Annotated in this window: 18 protein-coding genes; 13 read left to right on the top strand and 5 right to left on the bottom strand. The window is 72.9% G+C overall.

The annotated features are described in order from the left end of the window. Position 1: 1 nt before the first annotated feature. Complete coding sequence (locus ACIPXM_RS23870) at positions 2-1,003, bottom strand: aldo/keto reductase (RefSeq protein ID WP_401658644.1); 1,002 nt, start codon at positions 1,001-1,003, stop codon at positions 2-4. Positions 1,004-1,103: 100 nt separating this feature from the next. Here ACIPXM_RS23870 and ACIPXM_RS23865 point away from each other — a divergent pair, with 100 nt between their 5' ends. From ACIPXM_RS23865 to ACIPXM_RS23825, 9 genes are all read left to right on the top strand, one after another. Beyond that, on the top strand, positions 1,104-2,039 hold the full coding sequence (locus ACIPXM_RS23865) for a 2-hydroxyacid dehydrogenase (RefSeq protein WP_401659168.1): 936 nt from the start codon (positions 1,104-1,106) through the stop codon (positions 2,037-2,039). Between the two features lie 831 nt (positions 2,040-2,870). Next, positions 2,871-5,627 carry a putative bifunctional diguanylate cyclase/phosphodiesterase gene (locus ACIPXM_RS23860; RefSeq protein WP_401659165.1) on the top strand — a complete coding sequence of 919 codons (2,757 nt, stop codon included), beginning with the start codon at positions 2,871-2,873 and terminating at the stop codon, positions 5,625-5,627. 242 nt (positions 5,628-5,869) lie between these two features. Next, positions 5,870-7,720, top strand: coding sequence for an acetolactate synthase large subunit (locus tag ACIPXM_RS23855; protein WP_401658641.1), 1,851 nt, complete (start codon positions 5,870-5,872; stop codon positions 7,718-7,720). A gap of 40 nt (positions 7,721-7,760) precedes the next feature. Next, the gene (ilvN, locus tag ACIPXM_RS23850; RefSeq protein WP_015036373.1) at positions 7,761-8,288 is read left to right on the top strand and encodes an acetolactate synthase small subunit; all 528 of its coding nucleotides are present in this window, start codon (positions 7,761-7,763) and stop codon (positions 8,286-8,288) included. 127 nt (positions 8,289-8,415) lie between these two features. Further along, complete coding sequence (ilvC, locus tag ACIPXM_RS23845; protein ID WP_401658637.1) at positions 8,416-9,417, top strand: ketol-acid reductoisomerase; 1,002 nt, start codon at positions 8,416-8,418, stop codon at positions 9,415-9,417. A gap of 236 nt (positions 9,418-9,653) precedes the next feature. Continuing rightward, positions 9,654-11,243 carry a phosphoglycerate dehydrogenase gene (serA, locus tag ACIPXM_RS23840; protein WP_401658634.1) on the top strand — a complete coding sequence of 530 codons (1,590 nt, stop codon included), beginning with the start codon at positions 9,654-9,656 and terminating at the stop codon, positions 11,241-11,243. A gap of 156 nt (positions 11,244-11,399) precedes the next feature. Then, positions 11,400-12,542 (top strand): hypothetical protein, encoded by a 1,143-nt coding sequence (locus tag ACIPXM_RS23835; protein ID WP_401658631.1) that lies wholly within the window; start codon positions 11,400-11,402, stop codon positions 12,540-12,542. Further along, the gene (locus ACIPXM_RS23830; RefSeq protein ID WP_401658629.1) at positions 12,539-13,765 is read left to right on the top strand and encodes a hypothetical protein; all 1,227 of its coding nucleotides are present in this window, start codon (positions 12,539-12,541) and stop codon (positions 13,763-13,765) included. Before ACIPXM_RS23835 ends, ACIPXM_RS23830 begins: the two co-directional genes overlap by 4 nt. 144 nt (positions 13,766-13,909) lie before the next feature. Next, complete coding sequence (locus ACIPXM_RS23825; protein WP_401658627.1) at positions 13,910-14,065, top strand: hypothetical protein; 156 nt, start codon at positions 13,910-13,912, stop codon at positions 14,063-14,065. Positions 14,066-14,114: 49 nt separating this feature from the next. Here ACIPXM_RS23825 and ACIPXM_RS23820 read toward each other — a convergent pair whose 3' ends face one another. Further along, positions 14,115-15,302 (bottom strand): PucR family transcriptional regulator, encoded by a 1,188-nt coding sequence (locus ACIPXM_RS23820; protein ID WP_401658624.1) that lies wholly within the window; start codon positions 15,300-15,302, stop codon positions 14,115-14,117. Positions 15,303-15,495: 193 nt separating this feature from the next. Here ACIPXM_RS23820 and ACIPXM_RS23815 point away from each other — a divergent pair, with 193 nt between their 5' ends. From ACIPXM_RS23815 to ACIPXM_RS23805, 3 genes are all read left to right on the top strand, one after another. Beyond that, entirely contained in the window at positions 15,496-16,437 is a 942-nt protein-coding gene (locus ACIPXM_RS23815; protein ID WP_401658621.1) for a proline dehydrogenase family protein, read from the top strand. An 81-nt stretch (positions 16,438-16,518) separates the two neighbouring features. Beyond that, positions 16,519-18,159: an L-glutamate gamma-semialdehyde dehydrogenase gene (gene pruA / locus ACIPXM_RS23810; protein ID WP_401658618.1), complete on the top strand. Its 1,641-nt coding sequence runs from the start codon at positions 16,519-16,521 to the stop codon at positions 18,157-18,159. A 141-nt stretch (positions 18,160-18,300) separates the two neighbouring features. Then, a complete protein-coding gene (locus ACIPXM_RS23805) occupies positions 18,301-18,843 on the top strand; it encodes a GNAT family N-acetyltransferase (RefSeq protein WP_401658615.1) in 543 nt (180 codons plus the stop codon). A 50-nt stretch (positions 18,844-18,893) separates the two neighbouring features. On the opposite strand, the gene ACIPXM_RS23800 is transcribed toward ACIPXM_RS23805, so the two are convergent. Then, on the bottom strand, positions 18,894-19,706 hold the full coding sequence (locus ACIPXM_RS23800) for a hypothetical protein (RefSeq protein WP_401658612.1): 813 nt from the start codon (positions 19,704-19,706) through the stop codon (positions 18,894-18,896). Beyond that, positions 19,703-20,044, bottom strand: a complete 342-nt coding sequence (locus ACIPXM_RS23795) for a PadR family transcriptional regulator (RefSeq protein WP_401658609.1) — start codon at positions 20,042-20,044, stop codon at positions 19,703-19,705. Before ACIPXM_RS23795 ends, ACIPXM_RS23800 begins: the two co-directional genes overlap by 4 nt. A 326-nt stretch (positions 20,045-20,370) precedes the next feature. Between ACIPXM_RS23795 and ACIPXM_RS23790 the strand changes: the two genes are divergently transcribed. Continuing rightward, positions 20,371-20,502: a hypothetical protein gene (locus ACIPXM_RS23790; RefSeq protein WP_401658607.1), complete on the top strand. Its 132-nt coding sequence runs from the start codon at positions 20,371-20,373 to the stop codon at positions 20,500-20,502. A gap of 27 nt (positions 20,503-20,529) precedes the next feature. Here ACIPXM_RS23790 and ACIPXM_RS23785 read toward each other — a convergent pair whose 3' ends face one another. Next, complete coding sequence (locus ACIPXM_RS23785) at positions 20,530-21,330, bottom strand: class I SAM-dependent methyltransferase (RefSeq protein ID WP_401658604.1); 801 nt, start codon at positions 21,328-21,330, stop codon at positions 20,530-20,532. Positions 21,331-21,416 lie beyond the last annotated feature (86 nt).

Here is a 21,416-nt window from a genome sequence, read left to right as displayed (position 1 = left end):
TTCAGTCCCAGGACCCCTGGGGCGCCGGGAGGGCCGCGATCTCCGCCAGGTCGGCCGGGGCGAGGACCAGCCCCGCCGCCCGGGCGTTCTCCACCGCCCACCGCTCCCGCTTGGCGCCCGGCACCGGGATCACGTGCGGCCCCTGCGCGAGCACCCAGGCCAGCGCGACCTGCGCCGGGGTGACGTCGTCCCCGTGCCGGGCCGCGACCCGCCGCAGGCCCGCCACGAGCGGCTGGTTCGCGGCCATCATCTCGGCCGTGAACCGCGGGTGCCGGGCCCGCGGGTCGTCCTGCTCGAAGCCGCCGCCCGGGGTCAGCGTGCCGGTCAGGAAGCCCGCGCCGAGCGGCAGCGCCGCCAGGAAGCCCACCCCGCGCGCCGCGCACCACGGCAGCAGCCGCCGCAGCACCTCGGGCGACCACACCGACAGCTCCGCCTCGACGGCGCTCACCGGGAACACCTGCTGCACCCGCTCCAGCTGCCGGATCGTTCCGTCGTAGCCGCCGCCGGTCGCCCCGCGCCGGGTCGAGCGGGCGCCGACCGCGCACAGTCCGAGCGCCCGCACCTTGCCCGCCGCGACCAGCTCGGCCATCGCGCCCCAGGTCTCCTCCACCGGCACCTCGGGGTCCGCCCGGTGCAGCTGGTACAGGTCGATGACGTCGGTCTGGAGCCGCCGCAGCGAGGCGTCGCAGGCCCTGCGGACGTACCCGGGGCGGCCGTTGGCGACGATGTGCCCGTCGCCGACAAGGAGACCGCACTTGGTCGACACGAAGGCGTCCGCCCTGCGCTCCTTCAACACCCGCCCGAGCAGCAGCTCGTTGGTGAACGGGCCGTACATGTCGGCGGTGTCGAGCAGGTTCACCCCGGCGTCCAGGGCCGCGTGCACCGTCCGCAGCGAGCGGTCACCGCGCCGCTGCGAGGCGCTGTACGCCCAGTTCATCGGCATGCATCCGAGGCCCACCGCACCCACACCGAGCGCCGTCGCCCCGATCGTCCTGCGCTCCACCGCCGGTACCCCTCCCTGTGCAGCCCCCAAAGTAACCAATGGCGCGCGGGATTCTTCGCATAGCCTCCGTGACATGAGCTTCGATGACACCGCCACTGACGTGTGGCTTCCGATTCCGGCCGAGGAGATCGAAGGGCTGCCCGCGCCGGGCGCGTCGGGCCTGAACTACCGCTTCTGGGACGGCGGCCCGGACTTCCCGGCCGACCCGGCCGACTGCGCCTTCTACGTCGTGCCGTACATGAAGGGCGAGGAGATCGCGATCCGGCCGCTGGCCGGGATGCGCTCGGTCCGGGTGGTGCAGACGCTGTCCGCCGGGGTCGACCACGTCACCCCCGGCATCGGCGCGCTCCGCCCCGGCGTCCGGCTGTGCAACGCCAAGGGCGTCCACGAGGCCAGCACCGCCGAGCTCACCCTCGCCCTGATCCTCGCCTCGCTGCGCGGCATCCCCGGCTTCGTACGCGGCCAGGACGCCGAGGAATGGCGGTCCGGGTTCTACCCGGCGCTCGCCGACCGATCGGTGCTGATCGTCGGGTACGGATCGATCGGCGCCGCCATCGAGGACCGGCTCGCGCCCTTCGAGTGTGCGCGGGTCGTGCGCGTCGCGCGCTCCGCTCGCACCACCGAGCGCGGGCCCGTGCACCCGCTGGGCGAGCTGCCCGCGCTGCTCCCCGAGGCCGACGTGGTGATCCTGTCCACCCCGCTCACCCCGGACACCCGGCACCTGGCCGACGCGGACTTCCTGGCCCGGATGAAGGACGGCGCGCTGCTGGTCAACATGGCCCGCGGGCCGGTGGTGGACACCGCCGCGCTCCTGAAGGAGACCGGGAACGGGCGCATCACCGCGGCCCTCGACGTCACCGACCCGGAACCGCTGCCCGCCGGACACCCGCTGTGGCACGCTCCCGGTGTGCTCGTCAGCCCCCACGTGGGCGGTTCGAGCTCGGCGTTCATGCCGCGCGCGAAGCGGCTCGTCGCGGCCCAGCTGACCCGGTTCGCGGCGGGGGAGGAGCCGGCGAACGTCGTCCTCACGACGTGACCGGTGGCGTGACCGACGGGAGGGCCCGGCCGGGCCGGGAACCGTGGCCAGATCGGCGGCGAGGCCCATGGCGAGATCTCGCCAACTCCCGGGCGGCGCCCGGCCGGTGTGCGCCCCCTGAGTGCGCTGTTCATGAGCCCCCTGGTCGTCACGCAGAGTACTGTGACCCTGTCCCTGAGTGACGATCCTGGTGTATGGTCCCCGGAGCGGGGGGACTGCGTCGAGTACGGGCAGACGCTGGGGAGCGACGTGACGGGACATCAGATTCCGAGGGGGGCGACGGGTGGAGCACGGCCGAGCGAGCGACGATCCGACGCGGCGACACCGCCGTCGGCCATCCCCCCGCGCCTCGCGGCGGCCGGCCGGCCGGACCGGCCGGACCGCGCGCCCACCGAGGGCGCGGCGCGCGACGGCCACACCCTCGCCCCACCACCCGGCCGGGCACCGAGCCCCGTCGCCGTCCCCGCGCCCCGCGCGTCGGACGCCCACCGGGCACCGGACACCCCTCGCGCACCGACCGCGCCCGCAGCGCCCGGCCCCGGGCACGCGCCCGGCGGGCCCCGCTGCGACAGCCGCCAGGACCTCGCGGGCGGCGGCTGCGGCGGGCACGCCGTGGCGCGTCCCGACGGGATCGACGACGGGATCGACGACGGCCCCGCCCGGCAGCCCGCGCACCAGCACCCCGGAGAGACCCCGGAGGACCCGGTGAACGCGGGCGCGCTGATCGGACACCCGGCGGCCGTCACCGCCACCGGCGGCCCCGCAGGACACGGCTCCGCACCCGGATCCGGCGCGGGCCGGGACCGGCCGGGCGGCTCCGGCCTCGGCAGCCTGCTCACCCAGATCGCCCTCGGCCTGGTCTGCGGGGGATACGCGACGGGCGCCGCCCTCGGCTGGGGCTCCGAGGAACTCGCCCTGGTCATGGGCGACTTCGGCCTGAGCGCCGCCGCCTTCGCCGCCGCGGTCTCCTGCTTCCGCTACGCCCGGGGCCACCACCACAGCTTCCGCCCCGCCTGGTACCTGTTCGCCTTCTCCTCCTTCATGGCCGCCGTGGGCAACGGGGTCTGGGGCTGGTACGAGGTCCTGCTCCGCCGGACCGTGCCCAGCCCGTCCCTCGCCGACCTCTGCTTCTTACTTTTCGCGCCGCCCGCCATCGTCGGCCTGCTCGTCCTCGCCAAGAAACCCGTCACCCGGGCCGGCTGGGTCTGCCTCGGCCTCGACTCCTGGCTGATCGGCGGCTCGCTGCTCACCCTGTCCTGGAGCCTCGCCCTCGCGCACACCGCGTACGTGCCCGGCGAGAGCGTCACCCGGGCGGCGCTCTCCCTCGCGTACCCGCTCCTCGACATCGTCCTGGTCAGCATGGTGCTCGCGCTGCACTTCCGGCGCTCGCACATCAACCGCTCCGCGATCAACACCGCCATCGCGGCCCTCGCGCTCACCGTCCTGTGCGACGCGCTGTTCACCTCGCCGCTGCTGCGCGAGCACTACAGCTCGGGCCAGCTGCTCGACGCGGGCTGGTTCGCCGGCTCGCTGCTCCTGGCCTACGCCCCCTGGGGCGTGCGCCGCCCGGTCGACCCGGCCCCGGCCGCCGTCCGCGCCCGGCAGCCGCACAGTCGCCCGATCGCCGGTTCGCTGGCCGCCCTCACCCCGTACCTCGCCGCCGCGGTCTGCACCCTCGGCATCCTGTACAACGTCGTCGAGGGCCGCCGGGTGGACCGGGTCGTCGTCTTCACCGGCTGCACGGTCGTCCTCGCGCTCGTCGTCCGGCAGGGCATCATGCTGCTCGACAACATCGCCCTCACCCATGAACTCGCCCAGAAGGAGAACCACTTCAGGTCCCTCGTGCAGGGTTCGAGCGACGTCATCATGATCGCCGCGCCCACCGGGATACTGCGCTACGTCAGCCCCGCCGCCACCGGGGTGTACGGGCGCGAGGCCGAGGACCTGATCGGCTCCGAGCTGGCCGCCCTCATCCACCCCGAGGACCTCGGCGGCGTCGTCCACGAGGTGCGCCGCTTCCTCGCCGCACCGCCCTCCGAGGAGCCCACCACCCGGATCGAGTGCCGCTTCCGCTCCGGCCGCGGCGACTGGCTCAACGTCGAGTCCACCGTCAACCGCCACCAGGGCGGCCTGATCTTCAACAGCCGGGACGTCACCGAACGGGTCAGGCTCCAGGCCCAGTTGCGGCACAACGCCGAGCACGACCCGCTCACCGACCTGCCCAACCGGGCGCTGTTCACCGACCGGGTGCGCGGCGCCCTCAGCGGCCGCAGATCCACCGACCCCGGCACCGCCGTGCTCTTCATCGACCTCGACGGCTTCAAGGCGGTCAACGACCGGCTCGGCCACCAGGCCGGGGACGAACTGCTCGTGCAGGCCGCCCGGCGGCTCCAGGACTCGGTGCGGGCCGGGGACACCGCCGCCCGGCTCGGCGGCGACGAGTTCGCCGCGCTCATCCTCGGCGACGGCAGCCGCGACCGGGCCGACCGCGAATGCCGCGTCGCCGAGATCGCCGACCGGCTGCGGGTCACCCTCTCCCAGCCGTACACCGTCGGCGGCAACGGCGAGGTGCGGGTCGCCGCCTCCATCGGCGTCGCCTTCGCCGAGCCCGGCATCGGCGCCGGGGACCTGCTGCGCAACGCCGACCTCGCCATGTACCGGGCCAAGGCCGGCGGCAAGGACCGGGTCGAGCTCTACGCGCCCCAGATGCAGGCCGAGGTGGTGCGCCGCACCGAGCTCGCCGCCCGGCTGCGCACCGCGCTCACCGACGGCGAGTTCGCCCTCCTCCACCAGCCGGTCGTCGACCTGTCCAGCGGCCGGATCGCGGCCGTCGCCGCCCAGGCCCGCTGGCGCTCCGCCCAGGGCATCCTGTTCACCCCCGCCGAGTTCCTGCGGGTCGCCGAGGACAGCGAGCGCACCGCCGAGCTCGGCCGCTGGCTCCTGGAGGAGGCCGTCGCCCAGGCCGCCGAGCGGGCCGGGATCGGCCACCGCACCCCGGTGACCGTCCGGCTGTCCGCCCGCCGCCTGCTCGACCGCTCGCTGCCGCTCGGCACCGTCGAATCGCTGCTCACCCGGCACGGCCTGCCGTCCGGCTCGCTGATCGTCGAGCTCGCCGACAGCGACCCCCGCGACCCCCGGGTCTCCTTCGACGAGCTGGAGCAGCGGCTCGCCGCGCTGCGCCGCCTCGGCGTCCGGATCGCGCTCGACGGATTCGGCAGCGGACACGCCGCCATCAACGCCCTGCGGCGGCTTCCCGTCGACATACTGAAGCTCGACCGGGGTCTCGTCGAAGGCATCGTCGAATCGGCCAGACTGCGCAAGATCACCAGTGGTCTGCTGCGCATCGCGGGCGATCTCGGCATGCAGTCGGTCGCCGACGGCGTGGACATGCCCGAACAGGTGCTCGCGCTCCGCTCCATGGGCTGCACCCATGGCCAGGGGATGGCCTTCTCCGGCGCCCTGGACGAGTACCGGCTGCGTCGTGCCCTGGTCAGGGACGAGTACCCGGTGCCGGGCGCGCTCGCCGTGGGAGCCGGAAACCGACCCCCCTCCCGCTCACATGATGAGACGCGCGTCCCACCCACTTGACAGTGGCTGGGCGTCGGGGAGAGGGTCAGTGCCATGCGCACCCGAATTCTCGTACTTGGACAGCGCGTCGGCTGAGGCGGGCCCACGAAGAAGGCCCGCCTGAAACGCTCCCGACGCGCTCCCCTCGCTTGCCTCCCGGCACGAGGGGTTTTTTGTTGCACCGGATCTCCCCGAAGTCGCCCCAAAAGCAAGTAAAACGCCTCGCACACCACCTGGCACCAACCCTCTGCCTCGAGAAGAGAATGCTGATGACCGAGCAGGCCACCGGGCACCATCCGCAGCCGCGGACCCGTAGCGGCGCACAGCCCGCCACCACCGTCGAGCACGTCACGGGTGCGCAGTCCCTCATCCGGTCTCTCGAGGAAGTGGGCGCCGACACCGTCTTCGGCATTCCGGGCGGCGCCATCCTCCCGGCGTACGACCCGATGATGGACTCGACCCGGGTGCGCCACATCCTGGTCCGCCACGAGCAGGGCGCGGGCCACGCCGCCACCGGCTACGCCCAGGCCACCGGCAAGGTCGGCGTCTGCATGGCGACCTCGGGCCCGGGCGCCACCAACCTGGTCACCCCGATCGCCGACGCGCACATGGACTCCGTCCCGCTGGTCGCGATCACCGGCCAGGTCGCCTCCAAGGCGATCGGCACCGACGCCTTCCAGGAGGCGGACATCTGCGGCATCACGATGCCGATCACCAAGCACAACTTCCTGGTCACCAAGGCCGAGGACATCCCGCGGACCATCGCGGAGGCGTTCCACATCGCCTCCACCGGCCGCCCGGGCCCGGTCCTGGTCGACATCGCCAAGGACGCCCTCCAGGCCAAGACCACCTTCAGCTGGCCGCCGCAGACCGACCTGCCCGGCTACCGCCCGGTCACCAAGCCGCACGCCAAGCAGATCCGCGAGGCCGCCAAGCTGATCACCGCCGCCAAGCGGCCGGTCCTCTACGTCGGCGGCGGTGTCCTCAAGGCCAACGCCACCGCCGAGCTGAAGATGCTCGCCGAGCTGACCGGCGCCCCGGTCACCACCACCCTGATGGCGCTCGGCGCGTTCCCCGACAGCCACCCGCTGCACGTCGGCATGCCGGGCATGCACGGTGCGGTCACCGCCGTCACCGCGCTGCAGAAGGCCGACCTGATCGTCGCCCTCGGCGCCCGCTTCGACGACCGCGTCACCGGCAAGCTGGACAGCTTCGCCCCGTACGCGAAGATCGTCCACGCCGACATCGACCCCGCCGAGATCGGCAAGAACCGCGTCGCCGACGTCCCGATCGTCGGTGACGCCCGCGAGGTCATCGCCGACCTGATCCAGGCCGTCCAGACCGAGTACAGCGAGGGCCACCGCGGCGACTACACCGCCTGGTGGACCGACCTCAACCGGTGGCGCGAGACCTACCCGCTCGGCTACGACCTGCCCGAGGACGGCAGCCTGTCGCCGCAGCAGGTCATCCAGCGGATCGGCCAACTCGCCCCGGAGGGCACCATCTTCGCGGCGGGCGTCGGCCAGCACCAGATGTGGGCCGCCCACTTCATCGACTACGAGCAGCCCGCCACCTGGCTGAACTCCGGCGGCGCCGGAACCATGGGCTACGCGGTCCCCGCCGCCATGGGCGCCAAGGCCGGCATGCCGGAGCGCACGGTCTGGGCGGTCGACGGCGACGGCTGCTTCCAGATGACCAACCAGGAACTCACCACCTGCGCCCTGAACAACATCCCGATCAAGGTCGCCATCATCAACAACGGCGCCCTCGGCATGGTCCGCCAGTGGCAGACGCTGTTCTACAACCAGCGCTACTCCAACACGGTCCTGCACTCCGGCCCGGACGACATCAAGGCGAACAAGGGCACCCGCGTCCCCGACTTCGTCAAGCTCTCCGAGGCCATGGGCTGCGTCGCGCTGCGCTGCGAGGACCCGGCCGACCTCGACAAGGTCATCGCCGAGGCCAACGCCATCAACGACCGGCCGGTCGTCGTCGACTTCATCGTCCACGAGGACGCCCAGGTGTGGCCGATGGTCGCCGCCGGCACCTCCAACGACGAGGTCATGGCCGCGCGGGGCGTCCGCCCCGACTTCGGCGACGGCGAAGACGACTGAGACCGCGACGCAGCAGAGCTAGAGGGAAGAGACCGACACCATGTCCACCAAGCACACGCTCTCCGTCCTGGTCGAGAACACGCCCGGCATCCTCGCCCGGATCGCCGCCCTGTTCTCCCGCCGCGGCTTCAACATCGACTCGCTCGCCGTGGGCGTCACCGAACACCCCGACATCTCCCGCATCACCATCGTGGTCAATGTCGAGGACCTGCCGCTGGAGCAGGTGACCAAGCAGCTCAACAAGCTGGTCAACGTCCTGAAGATCGTCGAACTCGAGCCCAGCGCCGCGATCCAGCGCGAGCTCGTCCTGGTGAAGGTCCGCGCCGACAACGAGACCCGCTCCCAGATCGTCGAGATCGTCCAGCTGTTCCGCGCCAAGACCGTGGACGTCTCGCCCGAGGCGGTCACCATCGAGGCCACCGGTTCGAGTGACAAGCTCGAAGCGATGCTGAAGATGCTGGAGCAGTTCGGCATCAAGGAACTCGTCCAGTCCGGCACGATCGCCATAGGGCGTGGTTCCCGGTCCATCACGGACCGGTCCCTGCGGGCCCTCGACCGCAGCGCCTGACCGAAGCGAGCACAGCGACCGCAGCAACCCCGTCCCGACAGGCGGTCCGCCTGACGAGACCCCCCGACCTTCCTTCCGCACCCCGCCGTACGGTGGGAGCAACACCAGCACCTCAAGGAGATTCCCAGTGGCCGAGCTGTTCTACGACGCCGACGCAGACCTGTCCATCATCCAGGGCCGCAAGGTCGCGGTGATCGGCTACGGCAGCCAGGGCCACGCCCACGCGCTGTCGCTCCGTGACTCGGGTGTCGACGTCCGCGTCGGTCTGCACGAGGGCTCCACGTCCAAGGCCAAGGCCGAGGAGCAGGGCCTGCGCGTGGTCACCCCCGCCGAGGCGGCCGCCGAGGCCGACCTCATCATGATCCTGATCCCGGACCCGATCCAGGCCAAGGTCTACGAGGAGTCCATCGCCCCGAACCTGAAGGACGGCGACGCGCTCTTCTTCGCGCACGGCTTCAACGTCCGCTTCGGCTTCATCAAGCCCCCGGCCGGCGTCGACGTCGCCCTGGTCGCCCCGAAGGGCCCGGGCCACCTGGTCCGCCGCCAGTACGAGGAGGGTCGCGGCGTCCCGGCGATCGCGGCCGTCGAGCAGGACGCCACCGGCAACGCGTTCGCGCTGGCCCTGTCGTACGCGAAGGCCATCGGCGGCACCCGCGCCGGTGTCATCAAGACCACCTTCACCGAGGAGACCGAGACCGACCTCTTCGGCGAGCAGGCCGTCCTCTGCGGTGGCGCCAGCGCCCTGGTGAAGGCGGGCTTCGAGACCCTGGTCGAGGCCGGCTACCAGCCGGAGATCGCGTACTTCGAGTGCCTCCACGAGCTGAAGCTGATCGTGGACCTCATGTACGAGGGCGGCCTGGAGAAGATGCGCTGGTCCGTCTCCGAGACCGCCGAGTGGGGCGACTACATCACCGGCCCGCGCATCATCACGGACGCCACCAAGGCCGAGATGAAGCAGGTCCTCGCCGAGATCCAGGACGGCACCTTCGCCAAGAACTGGATGGACGAGTACCACGGCGGTCTGAAGAAGTACAACGAGTACAAGACCCAGGACGAGCAGCACCTCCTGGAGACCACCGGCAAGGAGCTCCGCAAGCTCATGAGCTGGGTGAACGACGAGGAGGCGTAAGCCTTCGGGGCGGGGCCGGACACAGTGTCCGGCCCCGCCTCATCTCCTTGGACATCCCGTCGAACCACGGACGGGTGATCCTTCCAACGAGGCGTACGAGTGACGCCGACGCAGCACTACACTGCTCAAACAACATCGCGTCTGGCCCACAGCGTCGTGCGCTTTCACGCGGCTAGCCCCCTCTCACCGCTGCGGCCGTCGGGACGGCCGTCCGCACTGTCTTTGTGAGGACTCACGTGAGCTCGAAACCTGTCGTACTCATCGCTGAAGAGCTGTCGCCCGCCACCGTGGACGCGCTGGGCCCGGACTTCGAGATCCGGCACTGCAACGGCGCGGACCGCGCCGAACTGCTCCCGGCCGTCGCCGACGTCGACGCCATCCTGGTCCGCTCCGCGACCAAGGTCGACGCCGAGGCCATCGCCGCCGCGAAGAAGCTGAAGGTCGTCGCCCGGGCCGGCGTCGGCCTCGACAACGTCGACGTGTCCGCCGCCACCAAGGCCGGCGTGATGGTCGTGAACGCCCCGACCTCCAACATCGTCACCGCCGCCGAGCTCGCCTGCGGCCTCCTGGTCGCCACCGCGCGCAACATCCCGCAGGCCAACACCGCCCTGAAGAACGGCGAGTGGAAGCGCTCGAAGTACACCGGCGTCGAGCTCAGCGAGAAGACCCTCGGCGTCGTCGGCCTCGGCCGCATCGGCGTCCTGGTCGCCCAGCGGATGTCCGCCTTCGGCATGAAGATCGTCGCGTACGACCCCTATGTGCAGCCCGCCCGCGCCGCCCAGATGGGGGTGAAGCTGCTGGCCCTCGACGAGCTCCTGGAGGTCGCCGACTTCATCACCGTCCACCTCCCCAAGACGCCCGAGACCCTCGGTCTCATCGGCGACGAGGCGCTGCACAAGGTCAAGCCGTCCGTCCGGATCGTCAACGCCGCCCGCGGCGGCATCGTCGACGAGGAGGCGCTGTACTCGGCGCTCAAGGAGGGCCGGGTCGCCGGTGCGGGCCTCGACGTCTACGCCAAGGAGCCCTGCACGGACTCCCCGCTGTTCGAGCTCGACCAGGTCGTCTGCACCCCGCACCTCGGCGCCTCCACCGACGAGGCGCAGGAGAAGGCCGGTATCGCGGTGGCCCGTTCGGTGCGCCTCGCGCTCGCCGGCGAGCTGGTGCCGGACGCGGTGAACGTCCAGGGCGGTGTCATCGCCGAGGACGTGAAGCCCGGTCTGCCGCTGGCCGAGAAGCTCGGCCGGATCTTCACCGCGCTCGCCGGTGAGGTCGCGGTACGGCTCGACGTCGAGGTGTACGGCGAGATCACCCAGCACGATGTGAAGGTGCTCGAACTCTCCGCGCTCAAGGGCGTGTTCGAGGACGTCGTCGACGAGACGGTGTCCTATGTGAACGCCCCGCTGTTCGCCCAGGAGCGCGGTGTCGAGGTCCGCCTCACCACCAGCTCCGAGTCGCCCGACCACCGCAACGTGGTCACCGTCCGCGGCACCCTCGGCGACGGCCAGGAGGTCTCGGTCTCCGGCACCCTGGCGGGCCCCAAGCACCTCCAGAAGATCGTCGCGGTCGGCGACTACGACGTCGACCTGGCGCTCGCCGACCACATGGCGGTGCTGCGCTACGAGGACCGTCCGGGTGTCGTCGGCACCGTCGGCCGGATCCTCGGCGAGGCCGGTCTGAACATCGCGGGCATGCAGGTCTCCCGCACCAAGGAGGGCGGCGAGGCGCTGGTCGTCCTCACCGTCGACGAGACCGTCCCGGCGCCGGTCCTCGCGGAGATCGCCGACGAGATCGGCGCGGCCTCGGCCCGCTCGGTCAACCTGGTCTGACCTCGGGCGCCTCGCGCGCGACGGACGACGAGAACCGCACCCGGCCCGCCGGGTGCGGTTCTTCGTGTCCGGGGTCAACCTGACGCGGTGCCACGGGAGTTGACTAGGGTGGGCGGGTTCCGCCCCCTGTCGTCGAACCGGAGGAGCAGCGCAGGCATGTCGGCCACACCGCCCGGGACCACACCGCCCGAGGGCACCCCGCAGGAGAACGCCCCGCAGCCGACCCCGCAGCCGACCGCGCCCGGCCCGGTGCCGCCCACCGCGCCGCCCGCCACCGCGCCGCGCCCCACCGCGCCGGACGAGCCGTCCACGATGGCGCTCGCCGTCGACCATGTCGTCCCGGGCACCCGTGACCTGCCGTCCCGCAAGCGCTGGAAGGTCGTCGCGACGACCCTCTCCCTGGTCGCCGCCCTCGGCCTCGTCGGCATCTACGCGAACTACGCCGTCCCCAAGTGGCTGGACGAGTCGGCGAAACCGTCCGACGCGGCCACCGACCAGCGGATCCAGGACGACCTCGACAAGGAGGAGACCGCGTTCACCGCCGCCGTCGACTACGACCGCAGCCCGCCGGAGACCTGGCGGGTCGTGCTCGACCGCCCGCTGACCGCGCCCGAGCAGCGCCGTCTCGGCACGCTCGACGGGGACGCGGAGGCGGCCCGCGGCTATCTGACCTCGCTGGGCGGACGCACCCTGCGCCATCCCAGCTCGTTCGACGACCGCGCGGACCTGATGCCGAGGTTCACCGGCACGGACGCCACCGTCTTCCTGATGAACCTGTTCAGCAGACGGCAGTCGAAGCTGACGGTCCTGTCGATGGAGGCCGTCGACGTCTCCTGCCGCACCCCCACCGCCCGGACCGTCGTCGACCTGCCGCCGCAGGGCGGAGCCGCGTACGAGGGGGTGCTGTTCGACCTGTCGACGCCCGCCGCCCCACCGATCGTCACCGACGCGGGCCCGCTCCAGGGGCAGCCCCACTTCGCCCACCGCAAGATCGACCTCGGCGGCGGCGAGTCGCCCGGCGGGCTCCGGGTCGAGGCGGTCACCCGGGCGAAGACCTGCGACTGGGCCATCGAGGCCAAGTACCGCGACGAGTACCAGGGGTTCGGCGCCCTCGTCCTCAAGGACGGCGACAAGCCGTTCGTCGCCGAGGGCACCCCGCTCAAGCCCGAGCAGCTGTGGGTCCGGGACAGCTCCGAGCCGCGCGGCCGGCAGTGGCTGCCCTGTCATGAACGGCCCGCCGAGAGCGCCTGCGCCGCCTGGTACGAAGGTCACGCGGGCACCGCCGGGGCCGCGCGATGACCGCCGCGCCACGCGTCCTGGCCGCCGCCCTCACCACGGCCCTCACGCTGCTCGCGGTCACCGGCTGCACCCGGGACGGCGACCCCGGCCCCGCGACCACGTCCGCCTCGGCCCCCGCCCGGGTGCCGACGGCCGCGCCCGCCCCAGGACCCTGGGGCACGGACGTGGTGGTGTCCGCCGACTGCATGCTCGGCGCCCGGTTCGCGGCGGTGCAGCTGCGGGCCTGGGACCCGCGCACCTGGAAGGTGAAGGCGGAGCGGGTCTTCGACCTGCCGCCGGAGGCCGTGTTCTCCCGGGACCCCGGCGGCCCGGAGACGCTCAGCCCGCTGGTCGACCTGTGCCGGACGAACCCGGACGAGGCGGTCTATCCGTCCGACGCCCTGGAACGGGTGGTGCCCCGGGTGCGGGCCCTGTTCGACCGGGACTTCACCACCCTTGCGGTGGTGCTGCGGACCCCGGACGGCAAGGACAGCCACGTCGGGTACGTCCGGGCGGGGGACCGGGACGGCGGCCGTGCCGACCTCACCGCCCGGGACCGGACCGCCACCGTCGGCGCCCATGAGCAGAACGCGGCCCTGTCGCCCGACGGGACCCGGGTCTGGTTCACGTACCAGCTGCCGTCCGGCCGGGACCGGATCGGCAGCCGGGCGATCGGCGGCGGCGACCCCGGACGCCGTGACGAGGGGCCCGCCGTCGGTGCCGCGCTGCCGCTGGTCGTGGTGGACGGGCCGCCGCGCGGGGTGCAGGCCGAGCTGCTGCGGACCGCCCCGGACGGGCTGCGGACCACGGTGGTGCGGGGGAGCGGCCCCGGCGTCAGCGTCGTCGAGCTGCCGGACGCGCCGACCGTGCTCGCCGGAGCGGCCGTCCGGGGGGCCCGCGAGGTGCCCGGCTGTCTGCACGCGGTCGGCTGGACCGGACCCGAACGGCTGCTGTGCCGTACCGAGTCGGGCGGCTTCCGCACGGTCGGCACCGGCCCCGACGCCGCTCCGGGCCCCGAGACCCGCCCCGGCGTCCGGGGCAGCGAAGGGCTCCTGGTCTCGCCCGACGGCAGCCGCTTCCTGCTGTCGGAGCATCCGCCGGGGGACCCGTACGACGGCTTCCGCGGCTTCCGGATCGTCGGTACGGGCGCGGGTACGGGCGCGGGTACGGGCCCGGGCGGCGCGGTCACCCCGCTGACGGACCCCACCCTGACCGGCAACACCCTTTTCATCGAGTGGCGTTGAGCGGCCGGACCGCCCGACGGGACCGCCGGGCGGTGCGACATGACCGAGATGCCCGGAGGTGTCGCGTCCGGGGCCCGGCGCTGATGTGATGGTCGTTTGGGCGGTCGATCGACGGCCGTCCGACTGTTCGCCCAGGAGGCACCCATGCGCAATCCCCGCCGCACCACCCGGCTGCTGGCCGTCCTCACCGCCGCCGCGTTCCTGATCGGCGCCGCCGCCCAGTTCGCCAAGATGTCCACCAACGACCTGCACGCGACGACGGTCACCGCCATGAACAAGGCCGAACTCGTCGGCGCCTGAGGTTCCTTGACGCCCGGCGGCCGGCGCGCGGCGCCGCGGGCGGCACGGCTCAGAGCTTCGCCGCCTTCAGCGCCATGTGCAGCAGCAGCCGGTCCTCGCCCGTGTCCAGGTCGAGGCCGGTGAGCTGTTCGACGCGGGACAGCCGGTAGTAGAGGGTCTGGCGGTGGATGCCGAGGGCCGTCGCCGTGCGGCCCGCCTGGCCCGCGTGGTCGAGGAACACCTCGGCCGTGCGGGCCAGTTCGGTGTGGGCCGGAGCCAGCAGGGTGCGGACCGCCGGATCGGGCTCGGCCGCCGGGAGCGCGGTCAGCATCCGGTACGGGCCGAGGGCCGCCCACCGGGCCAGCGGGCCCAGCTGCGGCTGGGCGGTCGCCGCGCGGGCGGCCGACGCGGCCTCGCGCCAGGACACGTCGACATCGGCGAGCCCGCGCCGGGCCGACGCGATGCCCACCACGGCCGCCGCGCCCGAACCGCCGCGCAGCCGGTCCGCCGCGGTGGTGGCGGGCGTGAGGTTGTCGGCCGAGCGCAGCCGCACCAGGACCGCGAGCGCCCGGGGCGCGCCGACGGAGACCGGCCCTGCGCCGGGGCCGGGGGCCGGCCGGGCGGCCGGCGGGGTCCACGGCAGCGTGCACAGGGCCGCCGCGCCCGGCACCGTACGCGGCGAGGGGGAGTCGTCGCCGGACCAGGGGGCGACACAGAGCAGCGCGTGCAGGCCCTCGGCGTCCGGGCCGACCGCGTTGCGCAGGGCCGCCACCGCCATGTCGTACTGCCAGCCGCGTTCCGCCGTCAGGGTGGCCCGCAGCTCACGGGAGAGGTCGGCGCCCGCCCGTTCCTCGTCGGCGAGCAGCTCGCCGATCCGCGCCGCCGCCTCCATCGCGGCGGCCAGCCGTTCGTGCGAGGGGCCCGGCTCGACGTCGAGCAGCCAGACATAGCCGAGCACGACACCCCGATGGCGTACCGGCAGACAGATCCGGGCCCGGAACACCCCGGCGTCCGGCGCGGCCGGGATCCGCACCGGACCGGTCGCCCGGGTGATGCCGAAGCCCTCGAACCAGGCCCGGACCGCCGGGGTGGACTTCCTGGTGAGGATCGACCGGGTCCTGACCGGGTCCATCGCGGTGTCGTCGTCGCTGTCGTGCGCGCCGAAGGCGATCAGCCCGAAATCGCGGTTCTCCAGGGTCGCGGGGGTGCCGAGCAGCCCCGAGATCTCGTCGACCAGCTCCTGGTAATCGCCCTTCACGGCGCCATTCTCGCACCGCCCGCGCGGATCTTCAGACAGATGTCTGAGAGCGTGGCCACGGATGCGTGACAGCTGTAGATGGCGGACGATCGGAGCGATCCCTAGGTTTCACGGTGGTTATCCGTGCTGTTCCCGGTTGGTTACGAAAATCCGGGTACAGCACCTTTCGTCGCCCTGCCCTCTGGAGGTCCCCGTGCTGGGTCCTGTGATCCTCGCCGCGTCGCGCAGCGACAAGATGCGCCGTTTCGTGTCGGCCGCCCCCGGGACCAAGCAGGTCGTGGCGCGGTTCATCGCCGGCGAGACGGTGAACGACGTGGTCCCGATCGTGCAGGACCTGGCCGCCCGCGGTCTTGAGGTCACCCTCGACGTCGTCGGTGAGGACATCACCACCGTCGAGCAGTCCTACGCCGCCCGTGACGCCTACCTGGCGCTGATCGGCCGCCTCAAGGAGCTCGGCCTCGGCACCCGCGCCGAGATGTCGGTGAAGCTGTCGATGTTCGGCCAGTCCCTCGACCCCGAGGGCCCCGGCAGCGGCCACGAGCTGGCGCTCGCGAACGTCCGCCCGGTCGTCGAGGCCGCCGCCGAGATCGGCACCACGGTCACCCTGGACGCCGAGGACCACACCACCCTCGACTCGATGTTCGCCATCCACGACGAGCTGCGCCGGGACTTCCCGCAGACCGGCTGCGTCATCCAGGCGTACCTCTTCCGCACCGAGGACGACGCCCGCCGCCTCGCCGCCAACGGCTCGCGCGTGCGCATCGTGAAGGGCGCCTACAAGGAGCCCGCCGAGGTCGCGATCCAGGACAAGGCCGAGATCGACAAGGCGTACGTCCGGATCATGAAGATCCTGATGGACGGCGAGGGCTACCCGATGATCGGGTCCCACGACCCGCGCCTCATCGCCATCGGCCAGGAGCTGGCCCGCCGCGCCGGGCGCAAGCTGGACGAGTACGAGTTCCAGATGCTGTACGGCATCCGCGGCGAGGAGCAGAACCGGCTCGCGGCCGAGGGCCACCGGATGCGCGTCTACACCGCCTACGGCACCGACTGGTACGGCTACTTCATGCGCCGCCTGGCGGAGAAGCCGGCCAACCTCCTCTTCTTCGTCCGCTCCATCCTCACCAAGGGCTGAGCCCCCACTCCGGGGCCGCACCCCTCCCGGCCCCGGCCCCCGGCGAACACCCCACACCCCTCAGAAGGAGTTCCGAGACTCATGGACGCTGTGACCCAGGTCCCCACTCCCGTCAACGAGCCGGTGCACGGCTACGCCCCCGGCTCGCCCGAGCGCGCCCGGCTTGAGGTCAAGCTCAAGGAGCTGGCGGACAACCCGCGCGAGCTGCCGATGACCATCGGCGGAGTGAAGCGCATGGGCGGCGGCGACGAGTTCAAGGTCGTCCAGCCGCACAACCACAAGTCCGTCATCGGTACCTTCCGCGGCGCCACCGAGGCCGACGCCCAGGACGCGATCGACGCGGCCCTGGCCGCCGCCCCGGCCTGGCGCGCGATGGCCTTCGACGACCGCGCGGCGATCATCCTGCGCGCCGCCGAGCTGCTCGCCGGTCCGTGGCGCGAGACCCTCGCCGCCTCCACCATGCTCGGCCAGTCCAAGACCGCCCAGCAGGCCGAGATCGACACCCCGTGCGAGCTCGTCGACTTCTGGCGCTTCAACGTGGCCTACGCCCGCCAGATCCTCGCCGAGCAGCCCCCGGCGAACTCCCCGGGCGTGTGGAACCGGCTGGACCACCGCCCGCTCGAGGGCTTCGTCTACGCGATCACGCCGTTCAACTTCACGGCCATCGCGGGCAACCTGCCCACCGCCCCCGCCCTGATGGGCAACGTGGTGGTCTGGAAGCCGTCCCCGACCCAGACCCACTCCGCCGTGCTCCTCATGGAGCTCCTGGAGGAGGCCGGGCTGCCGAAGGGCGTCATCAACCTGGTCACCGGCGACGGCATCGCCGTCTCCGAGGTGGCGCTGAACCACCGCGACCTGGCCGGCATCCACTTCACCGGCTCGACCAAGACCTTCCAGCACCTGTGGAAGACGGTCGGCAACAACATCGAGAAGTACCGCTCCTACCCGCGGATCGTCGGCGAGACCGGTGGCAAGGACTTCGTCGTCGCCCACCCGAGCGCCGACCGCGCCATCCTGAAGACCGCGCTGACCCGTGGCTCCTTCGAGTTCCAGGGCCAGAAGTGCTCGGCCTCCTCGCGCGCCTACGTCCCGGCCTCGATCTGGAACGACGGCTTCAAGGAGGAGTTCGCGGCCGAGGTCGACGGCATCACCATGGGTGACGTCACCGACCTGTCGAACTTCATCGGCGCCGTCATCGACGAGCGTTCGTTCGCCAAGAACAAGGCCGCGATCGACCGTGCCGCCGCCGACCCGAGCTGCACCATCGTCGCCGGTGGCACGTACGACGACAGCGAGGGCTACTTCGTCCGCCCGACCGTCATCGAGTGCACCGACCCGGAGAACGAGGTCTTCAAGGCCGAGTACTTCGGCCCGATCCTCGCGATCCACGTGTACGACGACAGCTCCGCCGAGGGCTACGACGCCATGCTCACCCAGATGGAGTCGGTGTCGGACTACGCGCTGACCGGCTCGGTCATCTCCGGCGACCGCGCCGCCGCCGCGTACACGATGGAGAAGCTGCGCTTCGCGGCCGGCAACTTCTACATCAACGACAAGTCGACCGGCGCCGTCGTCGGCCAGCAGCCCTTCGGCGGCGGCCGCGCCTCCGGCACCAACGACAAGGCCGGTGCCCCGCAGAACCTGATGCGCTGGACGCTGACCCGCGCCATCAAGGAGACGCTGGTCCCGCCGACCGAGTACGGCTACCCGCACATGGGCTGACGCCCGCCCGCCGCCCGGCCCGCGCCGGGCGGCCCCTGAACACCGCCCCCTTCCTCGGTCCCCCAACCGAGGTCGGGGGCGGTTCCCATTCCGCCGCCGGTCCGCCGCCGCTCCCCGGGCACCACCCGGCACACTGGGCGGATGCTGATCCGTACCGCACCGACCCACGCGCTCGGGCCCGACCGGCTCGCCGCCGCCCACGCGATGCTCGACACCGCCTTCGACGGCTCGTTCGCCGCCGAGGACTGGGACCACGCCCTCGGCGGCGTGCACGCGTGGGCCGAGGACGAGCGGGGGATCGCCGCGCACGGCAGCGTCGTCATGCGCCGGGTCCTGCACGACGGCCGGTCGTTCCGGGTGGGGTACGTGGAAGCCGTCGGCGTCCGCGCCGACCTGCGCCGCCAGGGCCTCGGCGGCCGGATCATGGCCGCCCTCGAACCCGTCGTCGACGCCACCTTCGCGTACGGGGCGCTCTCGGCGTCCGAGGCGGGCGCCGCCCTCTACGCGGGCCGCGGCTGGGTCCGCTGGCCGGGCCGGATCGAGACCCTGGGCCCGACCGGGCCGGTGCGGCTGCCGGAGGACGAGGGCTCGGTGTACCTGTGGCGGACGCCGGGGCGCGAGCTGCCGGACCCGGCGCGGGCGCGGACGCTGGCGTTCGACTGGCGGGACGGCGACGTGATGTGAGGGGCGGGCGGGGCTGCGGGGGCGCTGGTACGGCGTGGGCGCGCGGGCGCTCAGCCCGTGGGGCCGGAGCCCGCACCCGCTCCCGTCCCGGGGACCGTCCCGGCCGTCTCCACGCCCTTCGTCGTCTCCACGCCCTTCGTCGTCTCCAGGTTCGCCGTCCACACCGCCGACACCACACCGCCGAACGCGGCCACGACCGCGAAGCCCGCCACTCCGAGGGCCAGGAACCCGCCGACGGCGAGCAGCAGCCAGCCGGCCAGGAACGCCTTGCCGCGGCGGCTCAGGAACAGCCGGCCGCGCGGGGTCGCGGGGCGGTCGGCCAGTTCACCGGCCGGGCCCGCCGTCACCGCCTTGGGCCGCTTGAAGTAGTGGTAGACCAGCCACTCGCCGCACGGCTCCCAGCCCTCCGGCTCCAGCTCGGCGAACACCTTCGCCCGGCGCCGCCCGGCCGTCACCTCGCGCCGGTACTCCCAGGCGAGCGCCACCCCGGGCGCCCGGCGGCAGACGAAGCGGCCCAGCGAGTCGAGGGACTCCACCTCCCAGCCCTGGTCGCCGTGGACGGTCAGCATCCGGCGGTCGTTGAACAGGTCCGCCGTCCAGGTCCAGTGCTCCGCCGCGGCCTCCGGCGCCCCGGGGGCCGGTACGACCCCGCCGAGCGAGGCCGCGAAGGCCGCGGCGGGCCCGAACTCCTCCTCGGGCGCCGTGCCCGCGTCGGCCAGATGGCCGCGCAGCTCGGCGACGGTCCCCGCGATCTGGTCCTCGGGCACCCGCGCGGCGCGCAGCGCCCCGGTGAGCTCGGCGAAGTACCCCTGGTGGTCCTGGTGGTCGTCGTGGCCCTGGTCGGCAGTCGTGTTGCCGGTCATGTCGTGTCCCCCCGTACGTTCAACTGGTCGCCCACGGCCCGGTGGAAGTCCGCCCAGGCCGCGCTCTCGGCCGCGAGATGCGCCCGGCCCGCCTCGGTGAGCCGGTAGTAGCGCCGCCCCGGTCCGCGCTCGGCGGCCCGGAACTCGGCCTCCACCAGGCCCGCCTCCTCCTGGCGGTTCAGGACCGGGTACAGCGTCCCGCCCTTGATCTCGCCGAGGCCCGCCTCCGCGAGCGCCTTGGCGATCTCGTACCCGTAACTCTCGCCCTCGGTGAGGCAGGAGAGGACGAGGAGGTCGAGGACTCCCTTGAGCCAACTGGATCTGCGGTCTGCGGCCATGAGCGCATCACATCACCATCTAGATAGGAACGCAATCTAGCTGGGTTGGCAGAATACCGCCACCGCGCGGGCGCGGGGGCTCGCCGTCTCAGATAGTAGGAAGTCCGAGTAATTGTGGAGACAGATGCGGTCACCTGCCCTAGCTTTGTAGAAGCCGAACGTCCCGCTCCATCGAGCGCAGGGCGGTCGAGAGCGCTCAGCCCCGAGCAGGCAACCCCTGCGGCGGCGCTCCCCGCCCCTTCCGGCGCCTTTGATCCCCACCGATCCCGTGCCGCCGCTCTCGCGTCGGGCCCGGGGCAACGCTGATCTCAAGGAGTCGATCCCTCATGGCCGCTCAGACCTCCCGCCGCGTCCGCCACTCCGCCGCCCGCACGAGCGACGACGCCCGCAAGAACGCCGCCGCCGCGCTCCAGCGCGCCCTCGACCGCCGTGACAACGGCGGCGAGACCGGCCACTGAGGCCCCTGGGTCCCCCGTCCGGGGGGCCTACGGCTTGCGCGCCTCGATCAGGGTGCGCGCCGAGTGCGCCACGAACGGGCCCTCCGCGCGGATCCGCGCGTCCAGCGCGCGGAGTCGCTCGTACTGCCCCGCCACCGTGAAGCCCGGCACGATCCAGATCACCTTGCGCAGGAACCACACCACGGCCCCGATGTCGTGGAACTCCATCCGCAGCCGCTCCGCCCGCAGGTCCACCACGTCGAGCCCGGCGGCCCCGGCCGCCGCCGCCTCGTCCGCGGGATGCCGCAGCCGGGCCGCCGCCGGCTGCGGGCCGAGGAAGAACTCGACCAGCTCCCAGACGCTGGCCGGGCCCACGTGCTGGGCCAGATAGCCGCCGCCCGGCCGCAGCACCCGGGCGATCTCGGCCCACCACACGGTCGCCGGGTGCCGGCTGCTGACCAGGTCGAAGGCCGCGTCGGCGAACGGCAGCGGCGGCTCGTCCGGGTCCGCCACCACCACGACCCCGCGCGGCCGCAGCAGCTCCGTCGCCCGCGCCAGGTTCGGCGGCCAGGACTCGGTGGCCGCCGCCACCGGCGGCAGTACGGGCACCCCGGCAAGCACCTCACCGCCGCCGGTCTGGATGTCGAGCGACGCCGTCACCCCCGGCCCGGCCAGCCGCTCGCCCAGCAGTCGCTGGAAGCCCCACGAAGGGCGCTCCTCGGTGGCCCGCCCGGCCAGCCAGCCGAAGTCCCAGCCGTCCACCGGCGCCTCGGCCGCCGCCGCGACCAGCTCCTCGAAGGACCCCGAGGCCCCCGCCGTACCGGCATCACCCATGTGCGCGTCCGTCATGACACCCATCCTGCGCACCCGGCGCGCCACCGGCCCGCCCCGACACGACGGCGACACCGCGTGCGTCCACATCCTGGACGTGACGT

Source organism: Streptomyces sp. NPDC090025, from assembly GCF_044748125.1.
Taxonomy (GTDB): Bacteria; Actinomycetota; Actinomycetes; order Streptomycetales; family Streptomycetaceae; genus Streptomyces.
Note: the sequence above shows the minus strand (reverse complement) of the source record. Positions and strands in the feature narration are given on the sequence as shown.

Excerpts from the sequence above, each read along its gene's own strand:
- ACIPXM_RS23805 (WP_401658615.1), top strand. The coding sequence starts at position 18,301 with ATGCTGATCCGTACCGCACCGACCCACGCGCTCGGGCCCGACCGGCTC.
- ACIPXM_RS23785 (WP_401658604.1), bottom strand. The coding sequence starts at position 21,330 with ATGACGGACGCGCACATGGGTGATGCCGGTACGGCGGGGGCCTCGGGG.
- ACIPXM_RS23825 (WP_401658627.1), top strand. The coding sequence starts at position 13,910 with ATGCGCAATCCCCGCCGCACCACCCGGCTGCTGGCCGTCCTCACCGCC.
- ilvN (WP_015036373.1), top strand. The coding sequence starts at position 7,761 with ATGTCCACCAAGCACACGCTCTCCGTCCTGGTCGAGAACACGCCCGGC.
- ACIPXM_RS23855 (WP_401658641.1), top strand. The coding sequence starts at position 5,870 with ATGCTGATGACCGAGCAGGCCACCGGGCACCATCCGCAGCCGCGGACC.
- ACIPXM_RS23790 (WP_401658607.1), top strand. The coding sequence starts at position 20,371 with ATGGCCGCTCAGACCTCCCGCCGCGTCCGCCACTCCGCCGCCCGCACG.
- ACIPXM_RS23830 (WP_401658629.1), top strand. The coding sequence starts at position 12,539 with ATGACCGCCGCGCCACGCGTCCTGGCCGCCGCCCTCACCACGGCCCTC.
- ACIPXM_RS23800 (WP_401658612.1), bottom strand. The coding sequence starts at position 19,706 with ATGACCGGCAACACGACTGCCGACCAGGGCCACGACGACCACCAGGAC.
- ACIPXM_RS23835 (WP_401658631.1), top strand. The coding sequence starts at position 11,400 with ATGTCGGCCACACCGCCCGGGACCACACCGCCCGAGGGCACCCCGCAG.
- pruA (WP_401658618.1), top strand. The coding sequence starts at position 16,519 with ATGGACGCTGTGACCCAGGTCCCCACTCCCGTCAACGAGCCGGTGCAC.
- ACIPXM_RS23795 (WP_401658609.1), bottom strand. The coding sequence starts at position 20,044 with ATGGCCGCAGACCGCAGATCCAGTTGGCTCAAGGGAGTCCTCGACCTC.